The 15,075-nt window shown below is 36.0% G+C and carries 21 protein-coding genes, 4 tRNA genes and 1 pseudogene; 21 read left to right on the top strand and 5 right to left on the bottom strand.

Annotation, left to right across the window (positions count from 1 at the left end):
* The coding region (locus tag JCM17102_RS31045) for a hypothetical protein (RefSeq protein WP_025076417.1) at positions 1–199 on the top strand (199 nt) is incomplete at its 5' end.
* Positions 200–1,249: 1,050 nt separating this feature from the next.
* Positions 1,250–1,399, top strand: a complete 150-nt coding sequence (locus JCM17102_RS30775) for a hypothetical protein (RefSeq protein WP_159106365.1) — start codon at positions 1,250–1,252, stop codon at positions 1,397–1,399.
* 93 nt (positions 1,400–1,492) lie between these two features.
* Here JCM17102_RS30775 and JCM17102_RS19750 read toward each other — a convergent pair whose 3' ends face one another.
* The 4 genes from JCM17102_RS19750 to JCM17102_RS30055 are packed head-to-tail and all read right to left on the bottom strand — an operon-like array spanning position 1,493 to position 4,204.
* Positions 1,493–2,140, bottom strand: coding sequence for a hypothetical protein (locus tag JCM17102_RS19750; protein WP_025076415.1), 648 nt, complete (start codon positions 2,138–2,140; stop codon positions 1,493–1,495).
* Positions 2,137–2,493 carry a hypothetical protein gene (locus tag JCM17102_RS19745; RefSeq protein WP_025076414.1) on the bottom strand — a complete coding sequence of 119 codons (357 nt, stop codon included), beginning with the start codon at positions 2,491–2,493 and terminating at the stop codon, positions 2,137–2,139. The genes JCM17102_RS19750 and JCM17102_RS19745 overlap by 4 nt, the downstream gene beginning before the upstream one ends.
* Positions 2,494–2,504: 11 nt before the next feature.
* Entirely contained in the window at positions 2,505–3,806 is a 1,302-nt protein-coding gene (locus JCM17102_RS19740) for a hypothetical protein (RefSeq protein ID WP_025076413.1), read from the bottom strand.
* A 2-nt stretch (positions 3,807–3,808) separates the two neighbouring features.
* The gene (locus tag JCM17102_RS30055; RefSeq protein WP_073350457.1) at positions 3,809–4,204 is read right to left on the bottom strand and encodes a helix-turn-helix domain-containing protein; all 396 of its coding nucleotides are present in this window, start codon (positions 4,202–4,204) and stop codon (positions 3,809–3,811) included.
* A 161-nt stretch (positions 4,205–4,365) separates the two neighbouring features.
* Here JCM17102_RS30055 and JCM17102_RS19730 point away from each other — a divergent pair, with 161 nt between their 5' ends.
* The 4 genes from JCM17102_RS19730 (at position 4,366) to JCM17102_RS19720 (ending at position 5,554) form a co-directional block, all read left to right on the top strand.
* Positions 4,366–4,674, top strand: a complete 309-nt coding sequence (locus JCM17102_RS19730) for a hypothetical protein (protein WP_025076412.1) — start codon at positions 4,366–4,368, stop codon at positions 4,672–4,674.
* Between the two features lie 15 nt (positions 4,675–4,689).
* Positions 4,690–4,926: a hypothetical protein gene (locus JCM17102_RS19725; RefSeq protein WP_008775951.1), complete on the top strand. Its 237-nt coding sequence runs from the start codon at positions 4,690–4,692 to the stop codon at positions 4,924–4,926.
* 273 nt (positions 4,927–5,199) lie between these two features.
* Positions 5,200–5,319: transfer RNA gene (locus JCM17102_RS30480), tRNA-OTHER, on the top strand.
* Between the two features lie 25 nt (positions 5,320–5,344).
* Positions 5,345–5,554: a hypothetical protein gene (locus JCM17102_RS19720; protein ID WP_025076411.1), complete on the top strand. Its 210-nt coding sequence runs from the start codon at positions 5,345–5,347 to the stop codon at positions 5,552–5,554.
* A 242-nt stretch (positions 5,555–5,796) separates the two neighbouring features.
* On the opposite strand, the gene JCM17102_RS30770 is transcribed toward JCM17102_RS19720, so the two are convergent.
* Positions 5,797–6,309 (bottom strand): hypothetical protein, encoded by a 513-nt coding sequence (locus JCM17102_RS30770; RefSeq protein WP_025076410.1) that lies wholly within the window; start codon positions 6,307–6,309, stop codon positions 5,797–5,799.
* Between the two features lie 110 nt (positions 6,310–6,419).
* Between JCM17102_RS30770 and JCM17102_RS19710 the strand changes: the two genes are divergently transcribed.
* From JCM17102_RS19710 to JCM17102_RS19645, 15 genes and pseudogenes are all read left to right on the top strand, one after another.
* On the top strand, positions 6,420–6,614 hold the full coding sequence (locus tag JCM17102_RS19710; RefSeq protein WP_008775948.1) for a hypothetical protein: 195 nt from the start codon (positions 6,420–6,422) through the stop codon (positions 6,612–6,614).
* 10 nt (positions 6,615–6,624) lie between these two features.
* Positions 6,625–6,888: a hypothetical protein gene (locus JCM17102_RS19705; RefSeq protein WP_033887150.1), complete on the top strand. Its 264-nt coding sequence runs from the start codon at positions 6,625–6,627 to the stop codon at positions 6,886–6,888.
* 251 nt (positions 6,889–7,139) lie between these two features.
* Positions 7,140–7,209: transfer RNA gene (locus tag JCM17102_RS19695), tRNA-OTHER, on the top strand.
* A 619-nt stretch (positions 7,210–7,828) separates the two neighbouring features.
* Positions 7,829–7,955 (top strand) — tRNA-OTHER (locus JCM17102_RS30475).
* A 90-nt stretch (positions 7,956–8,045) separates the two neighbouring features.
* Positions 8,046–8,142 (top strand) — tRNA-OTHER (locus tag JCM17102_RS30470).
* Between the two features lie 404 nt (positions 8,143–8,546).
* A complete protein-coding gene (locus JCM17102_RS19690; protein WP_025076407.1) occupies positions 8,547–9,143 on the top strand; it encodes an ERF family protein in 597 nt (198 codons plus the stop codon).
* Positions 9,140–10,048, top strand: a complete 909-nt coding sequence (locus JCM17102_RS19685; RefSeq protein ID WP_025076406.1) for a PD-(D/E)XK nuclease family protein — start codon at positions 9,140–9,142, stop codon at positions 10,046–10,048. Before JCM17102_RS19690 ends, JCM17102_RS19685 begins: the two co-directional genes overlap by 4 nt.
* Positions 10,045–10,518: a single-stranded DNA-binding protein gene (locus tag JCM17102_RS19680; protein ID WP_025076405.1), complete on the top strand. Its 474-nt coding sequence runs from the start codon at positions 10,045–10,047 to the stop codon at positions 10,516–10,518. The genes JCM17102_RS19685 and JCM17102_RS19680 overlap by 4 nt, the downstream gene beginning before the upstream one ends.
* 3 nt (positions 10,519–10,521) lie before the next feature.
* Positions 10,522–10,941 carry a NinB/YbcN family protein gene (locus JCM17102_RS19675; protein ID WP_025076404.1) on the top strand — a complete coding sequence of 140 codons (420 nt, stop codon included), beginning with the start codon at positions 10,522–10,524 and terminating at the stop codon, positions 10,939–10,941.
* 24 nt (positions 10,942–10,965) lie between these two features.
* Positions 10,966–11,574 (top strand): hypothetical protein, encoded by a 609-nt coding sequence (locus JCM17102_RS19670; protein ID WP_025076403.1) that lies wholly within the window; start codon positions 10,966–10,968, stop codon positions 11,572–11,574.
* Positions 11,571–13,307: a DEAD/DEAH box helicase gene (locus JCM17102_RS19665; RefSeq protein ID WP_025076402.1), complete on the top strand. Its 1,737-nt coding sequence runs from the start codon at positions 11,571–11,573 to the stop codon at positions 13,305–13,307. The genes JCM17102_RS19670 and JCM17102_RS19665 overlap by 4 nt, the downstream gene beginning before the upstream one ends.
* Entirely contained in the window at positions 13,304–13,492 is a 189-nt protein-coding gene (locus JCM17102_RS31040; RefSeq protein ID WP_025076401.1) for a hypothetical protein, read from the top strand. The genes JCM17102_RS19665 and JCM17102_RS31040 overlap by 4 nt, the downstream gene beginning before the upstream one ends.
* Entirely contained in the window at positions 13,485–13,934 is a 450-nt protein-coding gene (locus JCM17102_RS19655; RefSeq protein WP_007759659.1) for a VRR-NUC domain-containing protein, read from the top strand. Before JCM17102_RS31040 ends, JCM17102_RS19655 begins: the two co-directional genes overlap by 8 nt.
* On the top strand, positions 13,931–14,773 hold the full coding sequence (locus tag JCM17102_RS19650) for a hypothetical protein (RefSeq protein ID WP_025076400.1): 843 nt from the start codon (positions 13,931–13,933) through the stop codon (positions 14,771–14,773). Before JCM17102_RS19655 ends, JCM17102_RS19650 begins: the two co-directional genes overlap by 4 nt.
* A 58-nt stretch (positions 14,774–14,831) precedes the next feature.
* Positions 14,832–15,075, top strand: a pseudogene (locus JCM17102_RS19645) (DUF6633 family protein); the annotation flags it as partial.

Below are 15,075 nucleotides of genomic sequence, written 5' to 3'. Positions count from 1 at the left end.
TACTCCTGATTATGTCTATCCGGAAGATCTGTTCTATATAGTGACACTTTATTATGAAAAATGGCGTGAAAAAAAACTTGAATATCCATTTACTGCTGTGATATATATTGTTGAGAAAACTCGTGAACCATATTTGATTAGACTTGGCTCTGAAAATAATGGATATCATGACTTATTAAATCCAAATAGGAAAGAATAAGAAGCATGTTTATGGTTTTAGTCAGAGAATTTAATGATATCTAAATATAGAACCATAATTTAGAAGAAAATAAAAAATATGTTTATCTTGATAGTAATATAATATGCTGATAAATAAAGGATTAATAGTATAATTTGTAGAATGCTATTTTCAAGAATTAAGCCAATCGGAATACCGGTTGGCTTTTTCTTTATATTTGCCCGTAAACGTTCAAATAAGATACAAAATGCTTTGCAAATACGTACTTACTGTTGCCGGAGTTTCATATGATATCCCTATTTCTTGCTTAAGGAATTGATGATATAAAGTATTCCCTTAAACGTTCTGAGCTGGCTGGTGTTGTACGTACTTTCACTTCTAAATTTGAATTTATTGATTTAGCCTATGATCTTCTTCTTGAGGAGTATTTGAAAAATGAATTTAATTCCAATGCCAGTGTTACTGTATTAGGCATAGATAATAATCATATATATTCAAACGAACTGTTCACCTGTCAATTGGATTTTAGTACGTTTTCCCATGATGGATATGTATTGAATTATTTAGCTCCGAATCAACATTGAAGATCTTCACATTAGGAAATGCAGAAGGTTGCCCAGTATGGTATGCTGAACTATTGAATCGTATCTTGAGCTGCAACTATGTTTTCTTAACGGTATTCGATTTGTAAGGAATGAAAATAGCGTCAAAAGTGACGTTTTAACTCTTAATGATCAATACTAATTAAGAAAGAAAAGGTTCGATTAGGATTTGCAAATTGCTGTATATCAATTATAAAAATGGCTTCCTAGTTCGTCCGCCGACGAGGAAGCCATTCAACACAAAAACTAAACTAGACATATTTTTAAATTTGTCTATGAATGACTTCAATCTTAATTAGTTATAGCCGTTGAAAAATGCTAAACAGCACGGTAACAGCAATGTTGTTGTATCATGTACTATCAAGATTTCTGTGTTTCATGTTTCATATTACTTTAAATGTTATATTTGCCATTGTCAAACTAAAATAGTGCGTTTATGAAAATGTTTTTTAGAAGCATCCAAAAATGGATGAGAGAGCGTAAAGTTCGTAGGGAACTTAAAAAAGACCAACATCTCAGGGAACGTTGTGTCGATTATGTTGTAAAAGGTTCTAAGCCTGCAAATGCTTACCTTGCTGATGCAATATATAGATACATTAAAGACGGTTCGATTAGTTAAACTTCTTTTGTAGGTAACAATATTGGAAGCGAAAATTTTATTTTGCTCACAATCTCGTTTTGTGCATTTTCATTAGAGGATGCTCCTATTCCTTTATGTTTGTATATTCTTTTTGTTTTGGGATATATCTTGGTATAATATTCCCATTAGTTGGGATTTGTTTTCATATATTTTTCTTTTGCAATTATCAATTGAGATGTTATTATACTGATCAATCCATGTAACACTGTTATCTTGCAATTTATTTAAGATAGCATCAACTTCGTTAGCTAATGAAGAGTTATATGATTGTATTAAAGTGACAAAATAAATAAAGAAGGTATTTTTTATATTTTGGAGTTTTCTGTTTGATTTAGCTTTTTCTAAAATAATATTTCTGCCATTGCTCCTTTTTAGTTTTTCAATTTCATTTTGTAATTTCTCAGATATTTCTTTGTAGAAATTGTCGATATTTATCAAGTTTGGTTGTACAATTACAGTTAAATACCAGTTCTCTTTGACAGTTTTCTTTTGAGAACGATTTGAGTAATGTGTTTGAATAATGAAAGTAATAAGCGTTATGATTAAAGTGCCTGTTGCTATGAGATTTGCATAGGAATCTTTAGCTAAATATTGATCATATTTATTCCAAAAAGGTAATTCACTAGCTTCAACAGCATTACCTTTTATAGTAGGAAAGATTAACGTTTCATTGTTTATTGAATCGTAATTGAATAGTACGTATGAACAAGTTTCTTTCATTTTGTTTTATTTATTTTTCTAAAGTATTCATTTGAAGCTTGTCTTTCACAATCTTCAATGTCTTCTTTCAATAAGTTCACCAGCTCTTGGTCGTTATCAGCATAAATTATATGATATTTCTCTTTAAAGTTATCAACTCCTTTAAGTGCTAATATACTGTCATAAAATAAACCAAGATAAAATGAGGGATTAAAAGAAGTTGTATTTTTGGGTATTTCAATATTAACTTCTTCTTGGTCCTTATCTTCTTGATCCAAATTCAAACTTCCTCTCACAGATTTACCTTGTGGTCGTCCTGTAAAAGTGCTACTATTTATACCTCTATGTTCAGCTGTAAGTTTAATAGTCTTCATTATTGTTATATTTATTGGGGTAATACTTCCTTAAAGTATGTTTTATTTAGATAGATTTTGACTTCCAAAAACGTTCCAGGAAAATACTGGTAAATATGTTTTAAATATTTTTGATCAGGCAAAATACTAATATCATTTTCATGATTCAAAGATAAAAAAAATGATTTATTTTTTTTATATGGTCCTCTTTCATTATCACAGTTTATTATAGTTCTTCCTGAAATAATATTTAAATGAGGTTTGTATTGGGGATTCTTTTTTCCAAAAGCTCCTAAAGTAATGAAAGCCCTTAGAAAATTCATAGTACCTCTCCCTCTACTTTCATCTTCATATTTTAATCTACTAATACCTTCTTGTAAACAATATAAAGTATATAAATCCTCTTTGGCAAAGCATATATTATTGTTTTTTTTCATAAGTTCATGATGCTTTACGTACCATCTCTCTGTGTCTTCTATCATTTCTTTATTTTTTTCTTTTGTTTGAAAGAATCCTTCTGAAATGGAAAAACCTAAATTGAGGATTCCGAGATTTAACTCTATTATTGGTTCACCATTGACAATTTCTTTATATGATACTCCGTTTACATACCATTCATTATGTATACTGTGATCTTCTGCATTATTAAAGATTTCAGATAATAGTTTATCTATTATGTTCTCTCCAGTTGCATTTAAGACAGCATTTGATTCTCTTAATGATGAGTTTATGAATCCTCTAACTTCTTTGCATATAGCTCCTTTATTATTTTCCTTATAGGATGTTCTTTTTGCCCATCCTTTTTTTAAACCTAAATACAAGAAACCTTCTCCTTTATTGGCTTCTTTTACTTCTTTTATAAGTTTGAAGACATAAAGGCATTTATTTGTTTTAGTGTATTTTGATTCTTTATATCTAATACCTTTTTTTACACAGTTGTAGAATTTTAGATTGTATGAGTATTTAATAAAGTTAAGCTCTTTGATAATAATATCAAGGAACATTGCATTGGGGATGTCAATATATTCACAATCAGAGAAATCAATTAGAATAGAATCATCACTTAACAAATAGGAAGATAATATGATTTTAAAAAAAGTAATGCTGTCATCACTGTTGTTTTCAAATGAAAAATGTCTTGGAACAATAATTGATTTATTGATATACTCTTTTGAAATAAATCCCTTTTTTTTGAGGAATATAATCAAGCTTGTAAATACAAATATATTCATTCTTGGAAAGACACCTTTCGCAGCAGATTCTCGTTTATTTCGTTTTTGAGCTTTTCTACGTTCTAGATATATTTTCTTTTCAATTAATCGTTCTTTGGTCATGCTTATCCTATATTTCTTTCATTCTTCAACATAGCCAGTTCACCTTTTAATTTTTGGTTTTCTTCAGTGAATAGTTGAATTGTTTTCATTTGCTCATTTATAGTTCCCTGAAGGGTTGCTATTGTATCAACAAGGCGTTCCATGCGTTCAATATTTGGATCAGGTTTGATATCTGAAATCAGCATTGGACCTTTATTGCGGAGTAACCAATCTGCTGAAATATCTGTAAATGCGTTTAATGTGAGCCTAATTACTTTAGAGGAAGGTTCTGTGTTTTTTTGAAACATAGAGCCAATCACCGATTGGGTTACCCCAATTTTAATGGCAAACTGCCTGTCTGACAGCTTATAATGAGAGATAATCTCTCTAATTTTTTCGTTTACGCTTGTTTCAGCCATATCTAAATTAATAGTTAATTAACGCAAATACGTTTATTTATTAAGTTTTATGTTTTGTAATTAACGTAAATACGTTTATATTTGCATCATCAATCAATCAATACTCCAAAAGTATAAAAAATGATTGATAAAACAAATGTGAAACCATAAAAATTACAGTTATGAAAAGATTTGATTTATCCGAAATAATGAGAAATGCTCATAGAACCTATAAGTATTCAGGCAAGAAGCAGGGGAAAACTTTTGGTGAGGTTCTGAAAGCTACCTGGAGACTTGCTAAACTCCAAGAAAATTTCTCACAGGAAGCCATGAAAGCAAGAACGGATAAATTCTTATCAGAAAGAAACGAGGTAATGAGTAAAGCGGCTAAAGCAACAAAGCATGAGGGATACAATAACCTTAATATTCCTGCTTCCGCCTACTACAACCCAAATAGTACTCATTACGGTGCACATTATGTCGGAGATTAATCAAATTATACAACAATGGATAAAAGAACCGAACTAGAAATACAGCGAGACAAATACGAAGCTGTAATTGAAGAACGAGACGCGTTGATCAACTCTTTGAGAGGTGAAAATGAAAAACTCAAACGAGATTTAGAATCAGAACGTGGATTTTATAGAGAGAAAGTTTCCCAATGTGATGATTTGAAGAAATTTATTGAATCGCAAAGAAACTTAATGGACATAGTTTTGAAGAACAACCAAAGTATTCTCTAACCCTCACTAAAGTCAAACCAAACCGCCGGTTATCCGGTACCCAGTCCGGTCTTTGAGCCTGCCTTGAAGGGAGACTGGGAACAACAGAGAAGAGTTCTTTGACATATTGGTAAAATGGTGTTTTGGAAGTCGACACGTGCCGAAAGGGATTACTGACGTAGGCAGGCTTCCCAACGATATAATGCTGTGGTTAATGGTCAAGCCGTATCGTTGTAAAACTAAATCAGTTAGACGTTTGTCGGCAAATCGTGGTATTTGCTTTATGTATATAAAGGTGATGTAGCTCAGGCAGGTTAGAGCGCTGTGTGTGGTGGATGGTTGAGAGTTCGAGTCTCTCAAGAAACGGAAGAACACCACAAACAGAGGCCAGCGGTTCAAATCCGCTCATCGCTTCAAGTTTAATTTAAAAGTATTATGTATGAAAGCAATAATTGAAATTAAAGATGTCGCCTTTCGAGAAATAGGCGACATCAATAAGGGAAGAGGTAAACCTATCAGGGATTGCGTGAAAGTCTTTGAAAGCTACAAGGTGATAACTTTCTTAGGCATTCCTATTAAGCGAATTACCCATACATTGAATGATTGGGATCCTGAAGAATCGACTTCAAACTCTCATAAGCAAGATTGATTGTTAATGGTGGTGTCCCATCAATGAAATGTAGGATACACTGTTTTCTATAGTCCTCAATTCTAATAACACATCCTAGATTGATAAGGATGCGTTTACCGTTTTCGGTAATCTCAATAAATTTGTTCATTTTCTTATTTTTTTAAGTTGGTTCTACAAAAATAAGAAAAACCCCCGTTCCTTTTTATTAGCGAATAATCTTGGAATGGGGAAATTTATTAACTAATTAATAATCATATGATTCAAGTAACAATTAAAAACGATAGGAATGAGAATTTGGAAGATGTCACATTCTCATTGAGAGTAGAGAATATGCCGATAAAATCAGCTAAAATAGTAGCCGAAAAGCTCCTGCTATGATACAGAAAGCTTTCTGGGATTATGCGGATTGTAAAGTCGGGTTTAATCGAGATAAAAGAGAGATAATGAATGAATTTCTCGATGAGTGATTTGAGTTTGTTGCAATCATCATTGTAATAATGGTCCAAAAAACCTGAATCAAATCGAGGTCGAGGTTCTGACATCATTTTTTTGTAAAATGGCATTTCTTGGTCAAAAGCATGTACAAGATTAATGAAATCATTTTGTACTTCTTTGAATTTGCATGAATATACATCATTTGTTCTTGGAGTACTATCTTTATAGCTTTTGGGCACTATCTTGTTAGAATCAACCAATTCTTTAAATGTTGCTCGTATGCTTTCAAGATTAGAAAGTATATCTTCTGCGTGTTTTTTGTAAAATTCAGCTCTCATATTACTTAATTTTTGATTATACACCCCAAAGTTAAGTAAATCCTCCGAAGAAAGCGTGATGCTGCCGATCGAATTGGTTCGGGGGAGCTTTTATTTTAAAATTAATCAGTATGGAAAAAGAAAAGAGTATTATGTGCATTCTTCGTGAAATGGAGATTGACGACAAAAAAGACTTTCCCATTTCCAAAAGGGCATATCTTTTGAATCTGACATCTTACAGGTTAAAAGAGAAGGAGCCTGATAAGAAATGGGGGATTAAGTCTGATAGAAATAGTGGTATTGTTACAGTCACACGGGTTGAGTAAGTAATTGGCTATGGAAACTATTAAAGGTGAAATGGCTGAAATATTGCTAGATAATATTCTCCGTCTATTTTCTACAGAAACATTCGGAAAAGATAAATCTGCGTATTACGTAGGTGGGGAAAAGAAATTGATGAATCTTATAGAAGCGGGTAAGATTGAAAGTGACAAGCTAACTAACGTCCAAAATGGTAAATGGCATTGTAATGCCGCACAGGTATTACTGCATTGTCGATGTGCAAGAAAGAAAGTAAAATCAAAAAAAAGAAGGAAATGAGGATACTTAAAATGATTCATAACGTATTTACTGTGGTTGCATTAGTTGTGGCCATGTACATGGGAAACGGAATTGAGGCGACGAGAAGTGATATCGCTTGTTCTTATATTATCTTTTTCATTGTTGTAGCTTTGTTAGTGGTTAGGTTTATCCAGGAAGATAAAAAACAAAATAAAAATAGCCTGTGAAGGTTTGCATTGCTTAATTTTAGTATTTGTCATGTTTATTTAGCCCGGTTCGCCGGGCATATACCGGGATAGCTCAGTTGGTTAGAGCGCATGTTTTTATATGAGGTCAGCGGTTCGATTCCGTTTCCCGGCTCAACTCAATCAGAGTTAAGTAACCCGTGAGGGGGAAATAATATTTGTGTTTAAAAAATCAATCAAAGTAGCCGGAAGCGTCTGGCTACGAACTGAAGGAATGGCGGAATAGGCAGACGCGCTACTCAGCAATAGGGAATGTCAGCCCTTAGATGTAGCGAGCATGACAACTTATCCCGGTTCGAGTCCGGGTTCCTTCACAGAGATAATTCTCATTTATGTTTAACTAACAATACCGAAGTAAGGAGCTTCGTGGGGTGTGAGTCCCTTATTTATTTGATTTAAGTGTTCTACATCTATCCCGATGTGCTCTGATCGGCTATCCGGGAGCAAAGTAACTCGTGAGAGTGAACTCATGTTTTTCATAGTATTATTATTTTTTAGAACTTGAAGTCCACATCATAGCGTTGGTGTGGCAAATACGGGAAGGTATTCTCAATGGTAAAGAGAGCATAAAGAAAGCGTACGAAGTGCTTTATGTATTGCAGATGCAATTATTTAGGTTCGACTCCTAAACTGCCCCACAATGGCTTATTATAGCTAAATGATTGTTTGTCGTGTTTTTTATTTTTGTGTTTGTGTTTCCAAGTGGACGGTTCGTGAGAATAGTTCACTTATATGAAGCTTTGGCGTAATTGGTAGGCGCGCTCAATATCAGAGTTGGTTCAGTGGAAATCTGTATATGAGTATCGTAGGACTCTTCGAGAAAGTAGACACTCAGTGCAGGTTCGAGTCCTGCAAGCTTCACAAGCTCGTGAGAGTTATTTAGTAGTTTTGTCGTGTTTTATTTTGTGTGTTTGGTACATGGTTCGTGAGAATAGTGTACCTTTTTTAATTGGAGAAATGGCGGATTGGTAGACGCAAGTATGCAGATAGATTGAAGAAAGTCATACATAGGTAATCTATCGTCCCGGTTCGAATCCGGGTTTCTCCACACCTAACCAGTTATAGATGCCGTGTCTTTATTTAGTGTTGTATCATGATAAGATGTAATGGTTCGTGAGAATAGTACATCTTTTTTATTTGGGCGGGCAGTATTCTTGGATGAAACATTACAGAGTGCGCACAATGTAAAGAGGTCGGTTCTATACCGGCACCGTCCACATATTTAGATGTGCATAAATCAGCGGGAGCCGTACACCCTTTAAGCGTAGCCGATCCATAAGGTACATTGGACTTTTTGTAACATATGCTTTTCTGCCTGTACAATATCGTACAGGCAGTTTTTTGTTACAAAAAAGGCGTTAAAATGGCGAAGTTTCTGTTTGCACATCTTGTCAATAAAAGATAACTTTATAGATGTAAAGAATTAAAAGTCAAACCATTAATTTCAGAATTATGAAAGAATTAGTAACTATTCAGCAAAAGCTGAAAGCCCCCAAAGGGCAATTTAATAAGTTCGGTAGTTACAAATACCGTAGTTGTGAGGATATTCTTGAGTCAGTAAAACCTATCCTTACTGAAACAAAGTGTTCATTAACTCTCAGTGATGAGATGGTGCCAGTAGGCAATAGAATTTATGTAAAAGCAACTGCCACTTTAACCAACGAAAAAGGGGAAAAAGAAATAGTGACTGCTTTTGCGAGAGAAGAGGAGACAAAGAAAGGAATGGACGGCAGCCAAATTACTGGAGCCTCATCTTCTTATGCAAGAAAGTATGCCCTTAACGGTTTATTTTGCATTGATGATACAAAAGACAGTGATGCAACTAATACTCACGATAAAGAAGAAATCCAACAGCCTGCAAAAACACCAGTAAGTACGGATAAGGCAGTATATACAGGTGCTCAATTGAAAAAGGCTATTGCTGAAATGCTTGCTGTTAAAAGTCGTGCTGAACTTGAAAAGGTTTGGTATGGACATGAAGCAATGCAAAATGATAATGAATTTAGAAATGCCTGTATGGAAATGGGCAAAATTTATCCTGCACAATGATAGAATTAGTTAAGTCAGGTGTGGTTTTCAATGAAGAGAACCATACCTATTTTCTTGGTGATAAACAATTGAAAGGTATAACAGGAATGATAAGCCGGCAATTATTTCCGGATAAATATAAGGCTGTTCCTGAGTTTATATTGAAAAGAGCTGCTGAAAAAGGTAGCCGTATACATGCTCAATGCCAGTTTGTTGATACCACCGGTTTCACGCCTGAAAGTGTTGAAGCGGAGAATTATTTGAAAGAGCGGACAAATGCCGGATATAAGGCTTTTGCCAATGAGTACACTGTTTCAGACAATGAATATTTTGCATCAAATATTGATTGTGTTTGGGAAAAGGACGAGAAAATCAGCCTTGTCGATATCAAGACTACTGCAAGTCTTGACCGTGAGTATTTAAGTTGGCAGTTATCAATTTATGCCTATTTGTTTGAACTTCAAAATCCACTAATTAAAGTTGATAAATTGTTTGGTATTTGGTTACGTGGGGATAAGTCGGAATTAGTCGAGATTGAGCGTAAACCGGATGCAGAGGTTAAGAGATTACTGGAATGTGAGATTAAAGGTGAACACTTCTTACCTAATGCTCCTGTTCCAGCCGATGGGAAACAGCTTATTCCTATGCAATTAGTAGATACTATTATTGATATAGAGGAACAGGCAAGTTATATCGCTGAAGTGCAGAAAGGTTACAAGGAACAACTTAAAAGCGCCATGCGTGAGAACGGTGTTAAATCATGGGATGCTGGCAGGCTACGTGTTAGCTATACTCCCTCTTCAATGGGTAAGAGTTTTGATACAAAGAAGTTTCAGGAAGATCACCCGGAACTTTATTCTCAATATTTAAAAACGTCAACTAAAGCGGATAGTATTCGTGTAACTATAAGGGAGGAAGGAAAATGAGTGTCAATAAAGTAATTCTTATAGGACGTGCCGGTAAAGATCCGGACGTGAGAACATTGGACGGGGGAGCAAAAGTAGCTTCTTTATCTTTTGCCACAACAGATAAGGCGTACACCTTGCAAAATGGAACCCAGGTACCGGAACGTGCAGAATGGCATAATCTTATTTTTTGGAATAAGACTGCTGAAATAGTTGAGAAGTACGTCCATAAAGGAGATAAGTTGTATATAGAAGGTAAGTTACGTACTCGTAACTATGACGATAGCAAAGGAGTTAAACGTTACATAACTGAAGTCTTTGTTGATAGTATCGAGATGCTTACACCGAAAGTTCAGCAACAGGCTGCTCCTGTGCCTCCACCATTACCAACACAACAGCCTACACAGAGACAGCAACAACAAGTACAGCAACCTGCATATCAGCAACAGCCATATCAACAGGTACCACCGCCTGATGATTTACCATTCTAAAATATGGCAGAAGCTATTTTAACAAAACAAAACGGGGTAGTCACAATGGATAAGTCGTTTGACTACCTCTGTTCCACGCTCAAAAATGGAACTTACACTGTAAGCATCAAGAGAAAGGTAGAGCCGCGTACCCTGTCGCAAAATGCGCTCATGTGGCTGTGGTTTGCCTGTATTGAGAGGGAGACAGGCACTGATAAGTTAGATGTTCATGATTACTATTGCCAGAAGTTTCTTCCACGGCAAATATGTATGAATGGAAATATTGTTTCGGTTGTTGGAAGTACTTCTAAATTGAATACGATCCAAATGAAAACTTTCATGGATAAGGTTCAGGCTGATGCTGCCACCGAATTAGGAATCAATTTGCCATTGCCTGTTGACCAGTACTATAAAGATTTTATTAATGAATACCTACATAGGTAAGTATTAACTCAAAGTTTAATTAAAATGGATTTGAATATTTCAAAAGCAAAATTGACCAAAAAGGGATGTCTTGAAGTGGTCTATGCAGACAAGGAGGGAAACGATATAGTTTTCAAGGGGATTAATCCTGTTCATCAGGATTTGAAAAATTCGCTTAACGAGCTTATACCCTACATTGTGGATATTACAGAACAGAAAGAATCCCAGTACATTAACTGGGAACGTCCGGAGTCATGTCTTGAAGATGAGTTTTTCAAAAAATTCAATGTCACCGGTGTTAGCATTGGTGGTGACTCTTCCTTTGAAGTCTGTGTGTTGACAGGTAAGCGAACCCTTATGACAAGCAAAGTCCTAAATCTTTGTTCTCCTGGTATTGGTTTCGATCCGGACAACGAATCGTATGCGCATTGTGAGGAATTTCGTGATGCGGTTTACAATTTCTTGTATGAGGCTGAACTCTATGTTACAGAGAATAAATGTTCAGAGATTCAAAGGGAATTCGAGTTTAAAGATGGTGAGGACCCGTTTGATAAGATTGATGAAGCTGCTGATACAATGAATGAGGATGGTGAAGATAATGAGATACACTCAACTGGTGAACATCAAGAATTAGTATTAGAATCTGCTTCATGAAACCAATCTATGTGACTAAGACGCCCAATCTGTACCGGATTCAGTTCGAGTATCACCCAAAGCTGGTCGAGGTCATAAAGACGATACCAAGTAAGCCACGCTATGACGGTACAGACCGGGCGTGGCTTGTTAGTATCAATGATGCACGTTATCCTGCTGGACGTGATGCCAACTGGTATGTGAGAGCTTTTTCACAGTGGGCTGTTCAGATGCGCTTTTGTTCTACTGTTAAGGAACGTGAGGTTACTGAAGATATTAATTATGATATTCCTCCGATGAAACCTTTTGTCGGTGAACACTATATGTTACTTCAACCTTACGAGTATCAACTTGAAGGCGTACAGTACGCAATAGAACACAAACGTTGTTTTTTCGGTGATCAACCCGGATTAGGCAAAACATTGCAAGCTATATGCGCAGTTGTTAAGGCACATAAGGAAGCGCCTATATATGGGGAATCTTTTCCGGTACTTGTAATTTGCCCTGCTGCATTGAAAGTAAACTGGCAGCGTGAGTTTAAAAAGTTTGCAGGTATGAATGCGATTATACTTGATGACAGAAACCGACAGTCCTGGCAATCATTTTATGAGTGTAAGAAGTCTGATGGCAGCCCACTTTGTGAGGTATTCATTACGAATTATGAATCACTGAATAAGTTTTTTGTGAGAGCTGTTAATAAGGAATCCAAGTTCACAATGAAAAGTATTGCTTTCGATCAGCGTGTCTCTTTGTTCAGGTCTGTTATCATTGACGAATCTCATAAATGTAAATCAAGTAAGACACAGCAAGGAAAGTTTGTAGAAGGTATCTGCAAAGGAAAACGATATGTATTCGCATTGACCGGTACTCCTGTAGTTAACAATAATACAGACTTGATACAACAGCTAAAAATATTAAGTCGATTAGAAGATTTTGGAGGTTATAGCCGGTATGTTGAGAGATATTGTGATGGTCCTAAACAGGCATCCAATGTTAAGGAACTGAATTGGCGGCTATGGAACACTTGTTTCTTCCGTCGTGAGAAATCGAAAGTACTAACGCAACTTCCGGACAAGACTCGGCAATACTTGACAGTTGATATCACTACCACTAAAGAGTATAAGGCTGTTGAAGCTGATATGGTGAAATACTTGAAGCAGTACAAGAATGCTTCGGATGAACAGGTACATAAGTCTATGAATGGTGCTGTTATGGTAAAGATGCAGCTTTTAAAGCAAATATCTGCAAGAGGTAAAATCAAGGCTGTTTGTGAATTTGTCCATGATGTCATTGACGGTGGTGAGAAACTGATACTTTTCGGTTACTTGAAAGAAGTTGTAGCAGAACTGAAAAAGGAATTTCCCAAAGCCGTTACTGTAACTGGTTCCGAAAATGTAAACCAAAAACAGTATGCCGTTGACTCTTTTCAAAATAATCCGGATTGTAAACTGATTATTCTAAACTTCAAATCGGGCGGTACCGGGCTTACTTTGACGGCTGCCAGTCGAGTAGCATTTATTGAATTCCCATGGACGTTCAGTGATTGTGAACAGGCAGAGGATAGAGCACACCGTAATGGTCAGAAGAATAATGTCAACTGCTATTATTTCTTAGGCAAAGATACTATCGACAAGTATATGTATGATGTGATCCAGACTAAGAAAAATATAGCAAATGGAGTAACTGGTACCGATGATCAGGTAGAAGAGAATATGGTGAATCTTGCAATGGACTTGTTTAGGGATAAATTATGAAGCCGTTCAGATTAGTTGTAAATGAACAGAAAACTCATATTCAGGAATACAAGAAAGAAATGTTGTTCGGTCCTGAATGGGAAACCATAATATCCTTTGTCGGTTGTAGGAACAGGTGTAAACAAATCGTTGACCTTCTAAATGAATGTGCTACGATTTCAAAAAACAAGCAGAAAAATGACTGAAGAAGATATTCGTAAATTAGAGGTGAAATATTCTGAAACCAAGATACAACACATTTGTGTAACTTGGTTCAGAGAAACGTTTCCCAATGTAGGCCCTTTACTCTTTGCTATACCAAACGGTGGCATCAGAACAAAGAAAAGCGGGGCTATGCGTAAATATGAAGGTGCCATCGCTGGTGTTGCTGACTTGATTCTGCTTTTTCCTCGCGGTGGTAAGAGCAGTCTTTGCATAGAGATGAAAACTCCACATGTAAAAGGTAAACGCGCTGGAACGCAGTCTGATGAGCAAAAAGAGTGGCAGGCATTAGTTGAGAAATATGGTAGTGTATATGTCGTTTGTCATGGGTTGATTGAGTTCATTAATAGCGTTTGCTATTATCTGAAAGCTGATCCTCAACCTTATATAAATAATGTCTTACGGAATTATTATAAATTGATATGACTTATATTGAACTTATCAATAAATTTTGGGAGCTTGACGAAAGCTGGCAATTTTCCTGCTGTGAAACGAGGCTTTATTTTTACTTGCTAAAAACAGCGAATCGTTTAGGCTGGGAGGATAACTGGACACGTAGTGATACAAAGGTATCATCTGACGTGGGAGTGTCGGTAAAAGTATTCAAGTCCGCCCGAAATAGATTAGTTCAAGCAGATCTTATCGAATGTAAACAAGGCAATGGAAGAGGCAATAAATCAACGTATTCTATAAAAGGTGTACAAAAAGGTATGCAAAATATACCACCTTTACGGCATCCTTTAGGGACACCTTTAGGGTACCCTTTAGGTGCACCTTTTCAAGAAAGTTCCCCCATACCCCCTAAAGAAGAATATAAGACAGAGACAAAGACAAAGAAAGAACCCCCTAAAGGGGGTAAGAAAGAAAGTAGCTCTGGCGAGCTTTTTCCACTCTCTAAACCGGAGAAACCTAAAAGAATCGCAAAAGAATTTATTGCTCCTACGCTTGATGAGGTTATTCAATACTTCTTTAAGCAAAATGCTCCGGAACGGTTAGATGACTGGGAAGAGCAGGCAGAAATATTTTTCAACCACTTTGACTCAATAGGGTGGAAGAATGCTAATGGGGTGAAAATTGAACGTTGGGAATCTAAGGCCAACCTTTGGATATTGGATCATGTCAAAGAAAACCGGAAGAAATATGGAGCTGATACACAAGAAAGAAACTCAGATAGCGACCGCCAAAAGTTTGATGTCACTCGCAATCTCGAAGAACTTGACCGAAGGTGGAGGGAAGAGCACAGCATTGAGCAGGAACCTGGCTAGTACGTATAGTCCAAAGCTCTTTTGCGAAACGTATAATCCGGACTTACAATCCCGTTTAATGATTGTCAAGTCAATTGCAGAACTGTCTATGATTGACGGATGCCCGAAGTTAGGGGATGTAAGTCTTGCCTACGGCATTGAAGGTGCCAGAGAGTGGCTGAAATGTCATTTGCTCAAGGTGAATTGCTTCGTTGGCGCAAAACTAAAATTAACAGATGAGCAGTTAATTGATTTGAGCGATCAGATTGCCTGTGAGTATCCGTATCTAAATATTGCTGAATTATGCTGTTTCTTTGGCCGTT

This window comes from Bacteroides faecichinchillae JCM 17102 (genome assembly GCF_000614145.1).
GTDB classification, from domain to species: Bacteria; Bacteroidota; Bacteroidia; order Bacteroidales; family Bacteroidaceae; genus Bacteroides; species Bacteroides faecichinchillae.
The sequence above is the reverse complement of the archived record's forward strand: the minus strand, read 5'-3'. Positions and strand labels throughout refer to the sequence as shown.

Bases quoted from the DNA above. Each gene is read 5' to 3' on its own strand.
- JCM17102_RS30775 (WP_159106365.1), top strand. From the start codon at position 1,250: ATGAGAGAGCGTAAAGTTCGTAGGGAACTTAAAAAAGACCAACATCTC.
- JCM17102_RS19750 (WP_025076415.1), bottom strand. From the start codon at position 2,140: ATGAAAGAAACTTGTTCATACGTACTATTCAATTACGATTCAATAAAC.
- JCM17102_RS19745 (WP_025076414.1), bottom strand. From the start codon at position 2,493: ATGAAGACTATTAAACTTACAGCTGAACATAGAGGTATAAATAGTAGC.
- JCM17102_RS19740 (WP_025076413.1), bottom strand. From the start codon at position 3,806: ATGACCAAAGAACGATTAATTGAAAAGAAAATATATCTAGAACGTAGA.
- JCM17102_RS30055 (WP_073350457.1), bottom strand. From the start codon at position 4,204: ATGGCTGAAACAAGCGTAAACGAAAAAATTAGAGAGATTATCTCTCAT.
- JCM17102_RS19730 (WP_025076412.1), top strand. From the start codon at position 4,366: ATGAAAAGATTTGATTTATCCGAAATAATGAGAAATGCTCATAGAACC.
- JCM17102_RS19725 (WP_008775951.1), top strand. From the start codon at position 4,690: ATGGATAAAAGAACCGAACTAGAAATACAGCGAGACAAATACGAAGCT.
- JCM17102_RS19720 (WP_025076411.1), top strand. From the start codon at position 5,345: ATGAAAGCAATAATTGAAATTAAAGATGTCGCCTTTCGAGAAATAGGC.
- JCM17102_RS30770 (WP_025076410.1), bottom strand. From the start codon at position 6,309: ATGAGAGCTGAATTTTACAAAAAACACGCAGAAGATATACTTTCTAAT.
- JCM17102_RS19710 (WP_008775948.1), top strand. From the start codon at position 6,420: ATGGAAAAAGAAAAGAGTATTATGTGCATTCTTCGTGAAATGGAGATT.
- JCM17102_RS19705 (WP_033887150.1), top strand. From the start codon at position 6,625: ATGGAAACTATTAAAGGTGAAATGGCTGAAATATTGCTAGATAATATT.
- JCM17102_RS19690 (WP_025076407.1), top strand. From the start codon at position 8,547: ATGAAAGAATTAGTAACTATTCAGCAAAAGCTGAAAGCCCCCAAAGGG.
- JCM17102_RS19685 (WP_025076406.1), top strand. From the start codon at position 9,140: ATGATAGAATTAGTTAAGTCAGGTGTGGTTTTCAATGAAGAGAACCAT.
- JCM17102_RS19680 (WP_025076405.1), top strand. From the start codon at position 10,045: ATGAGTGTCAATAAAGTAATTCTTATAGGACGTGCCGGTAAAGATCCG.
- JCM17102_RS19675 (WP_025076404.1), top strand. From the start codon at position 10,522: ATGGCAGAAGCTATTTTAACAAAACAAAACGGGGTAGTCACAATGGAT.
- JCM17102_RS19670 (WP_025076403.1), top strand. From the start codon at position 10,966: ATGGATTTGAATATTTCAAAAGCAAAATTGACCAAAAAGGGATGTCTT.
- JCM17102_RS19665 (WP_025076402.1), top strand. From the start codon at position 11,571: ATGAAACCAATCTATGTGACTAAGACGCCCAATCTGTACCGGATTCAG.
- JCM17102_RS31040 (WP_025076401.1), top strand. From the start codon at position 13,304: ATGAAGCCGTTCAGATTAGTTGTAAATGAACAGAAAACTCATATTCAG.
- JCM17102_RS19655 (WP_007759659.1), top strand. From the start codon at position 13,485: ATGACTGAAGAAGATATTCGTAAATTAGAGGTGAAATATTCTGAAACC.
- JCM17102_RS19650 (WP_025076400.1), top strand. From the start codon at position 13,931: ATGACTTATATTGAACTTATCAATAAATTTTGGGAGCTTGACGAAAGC.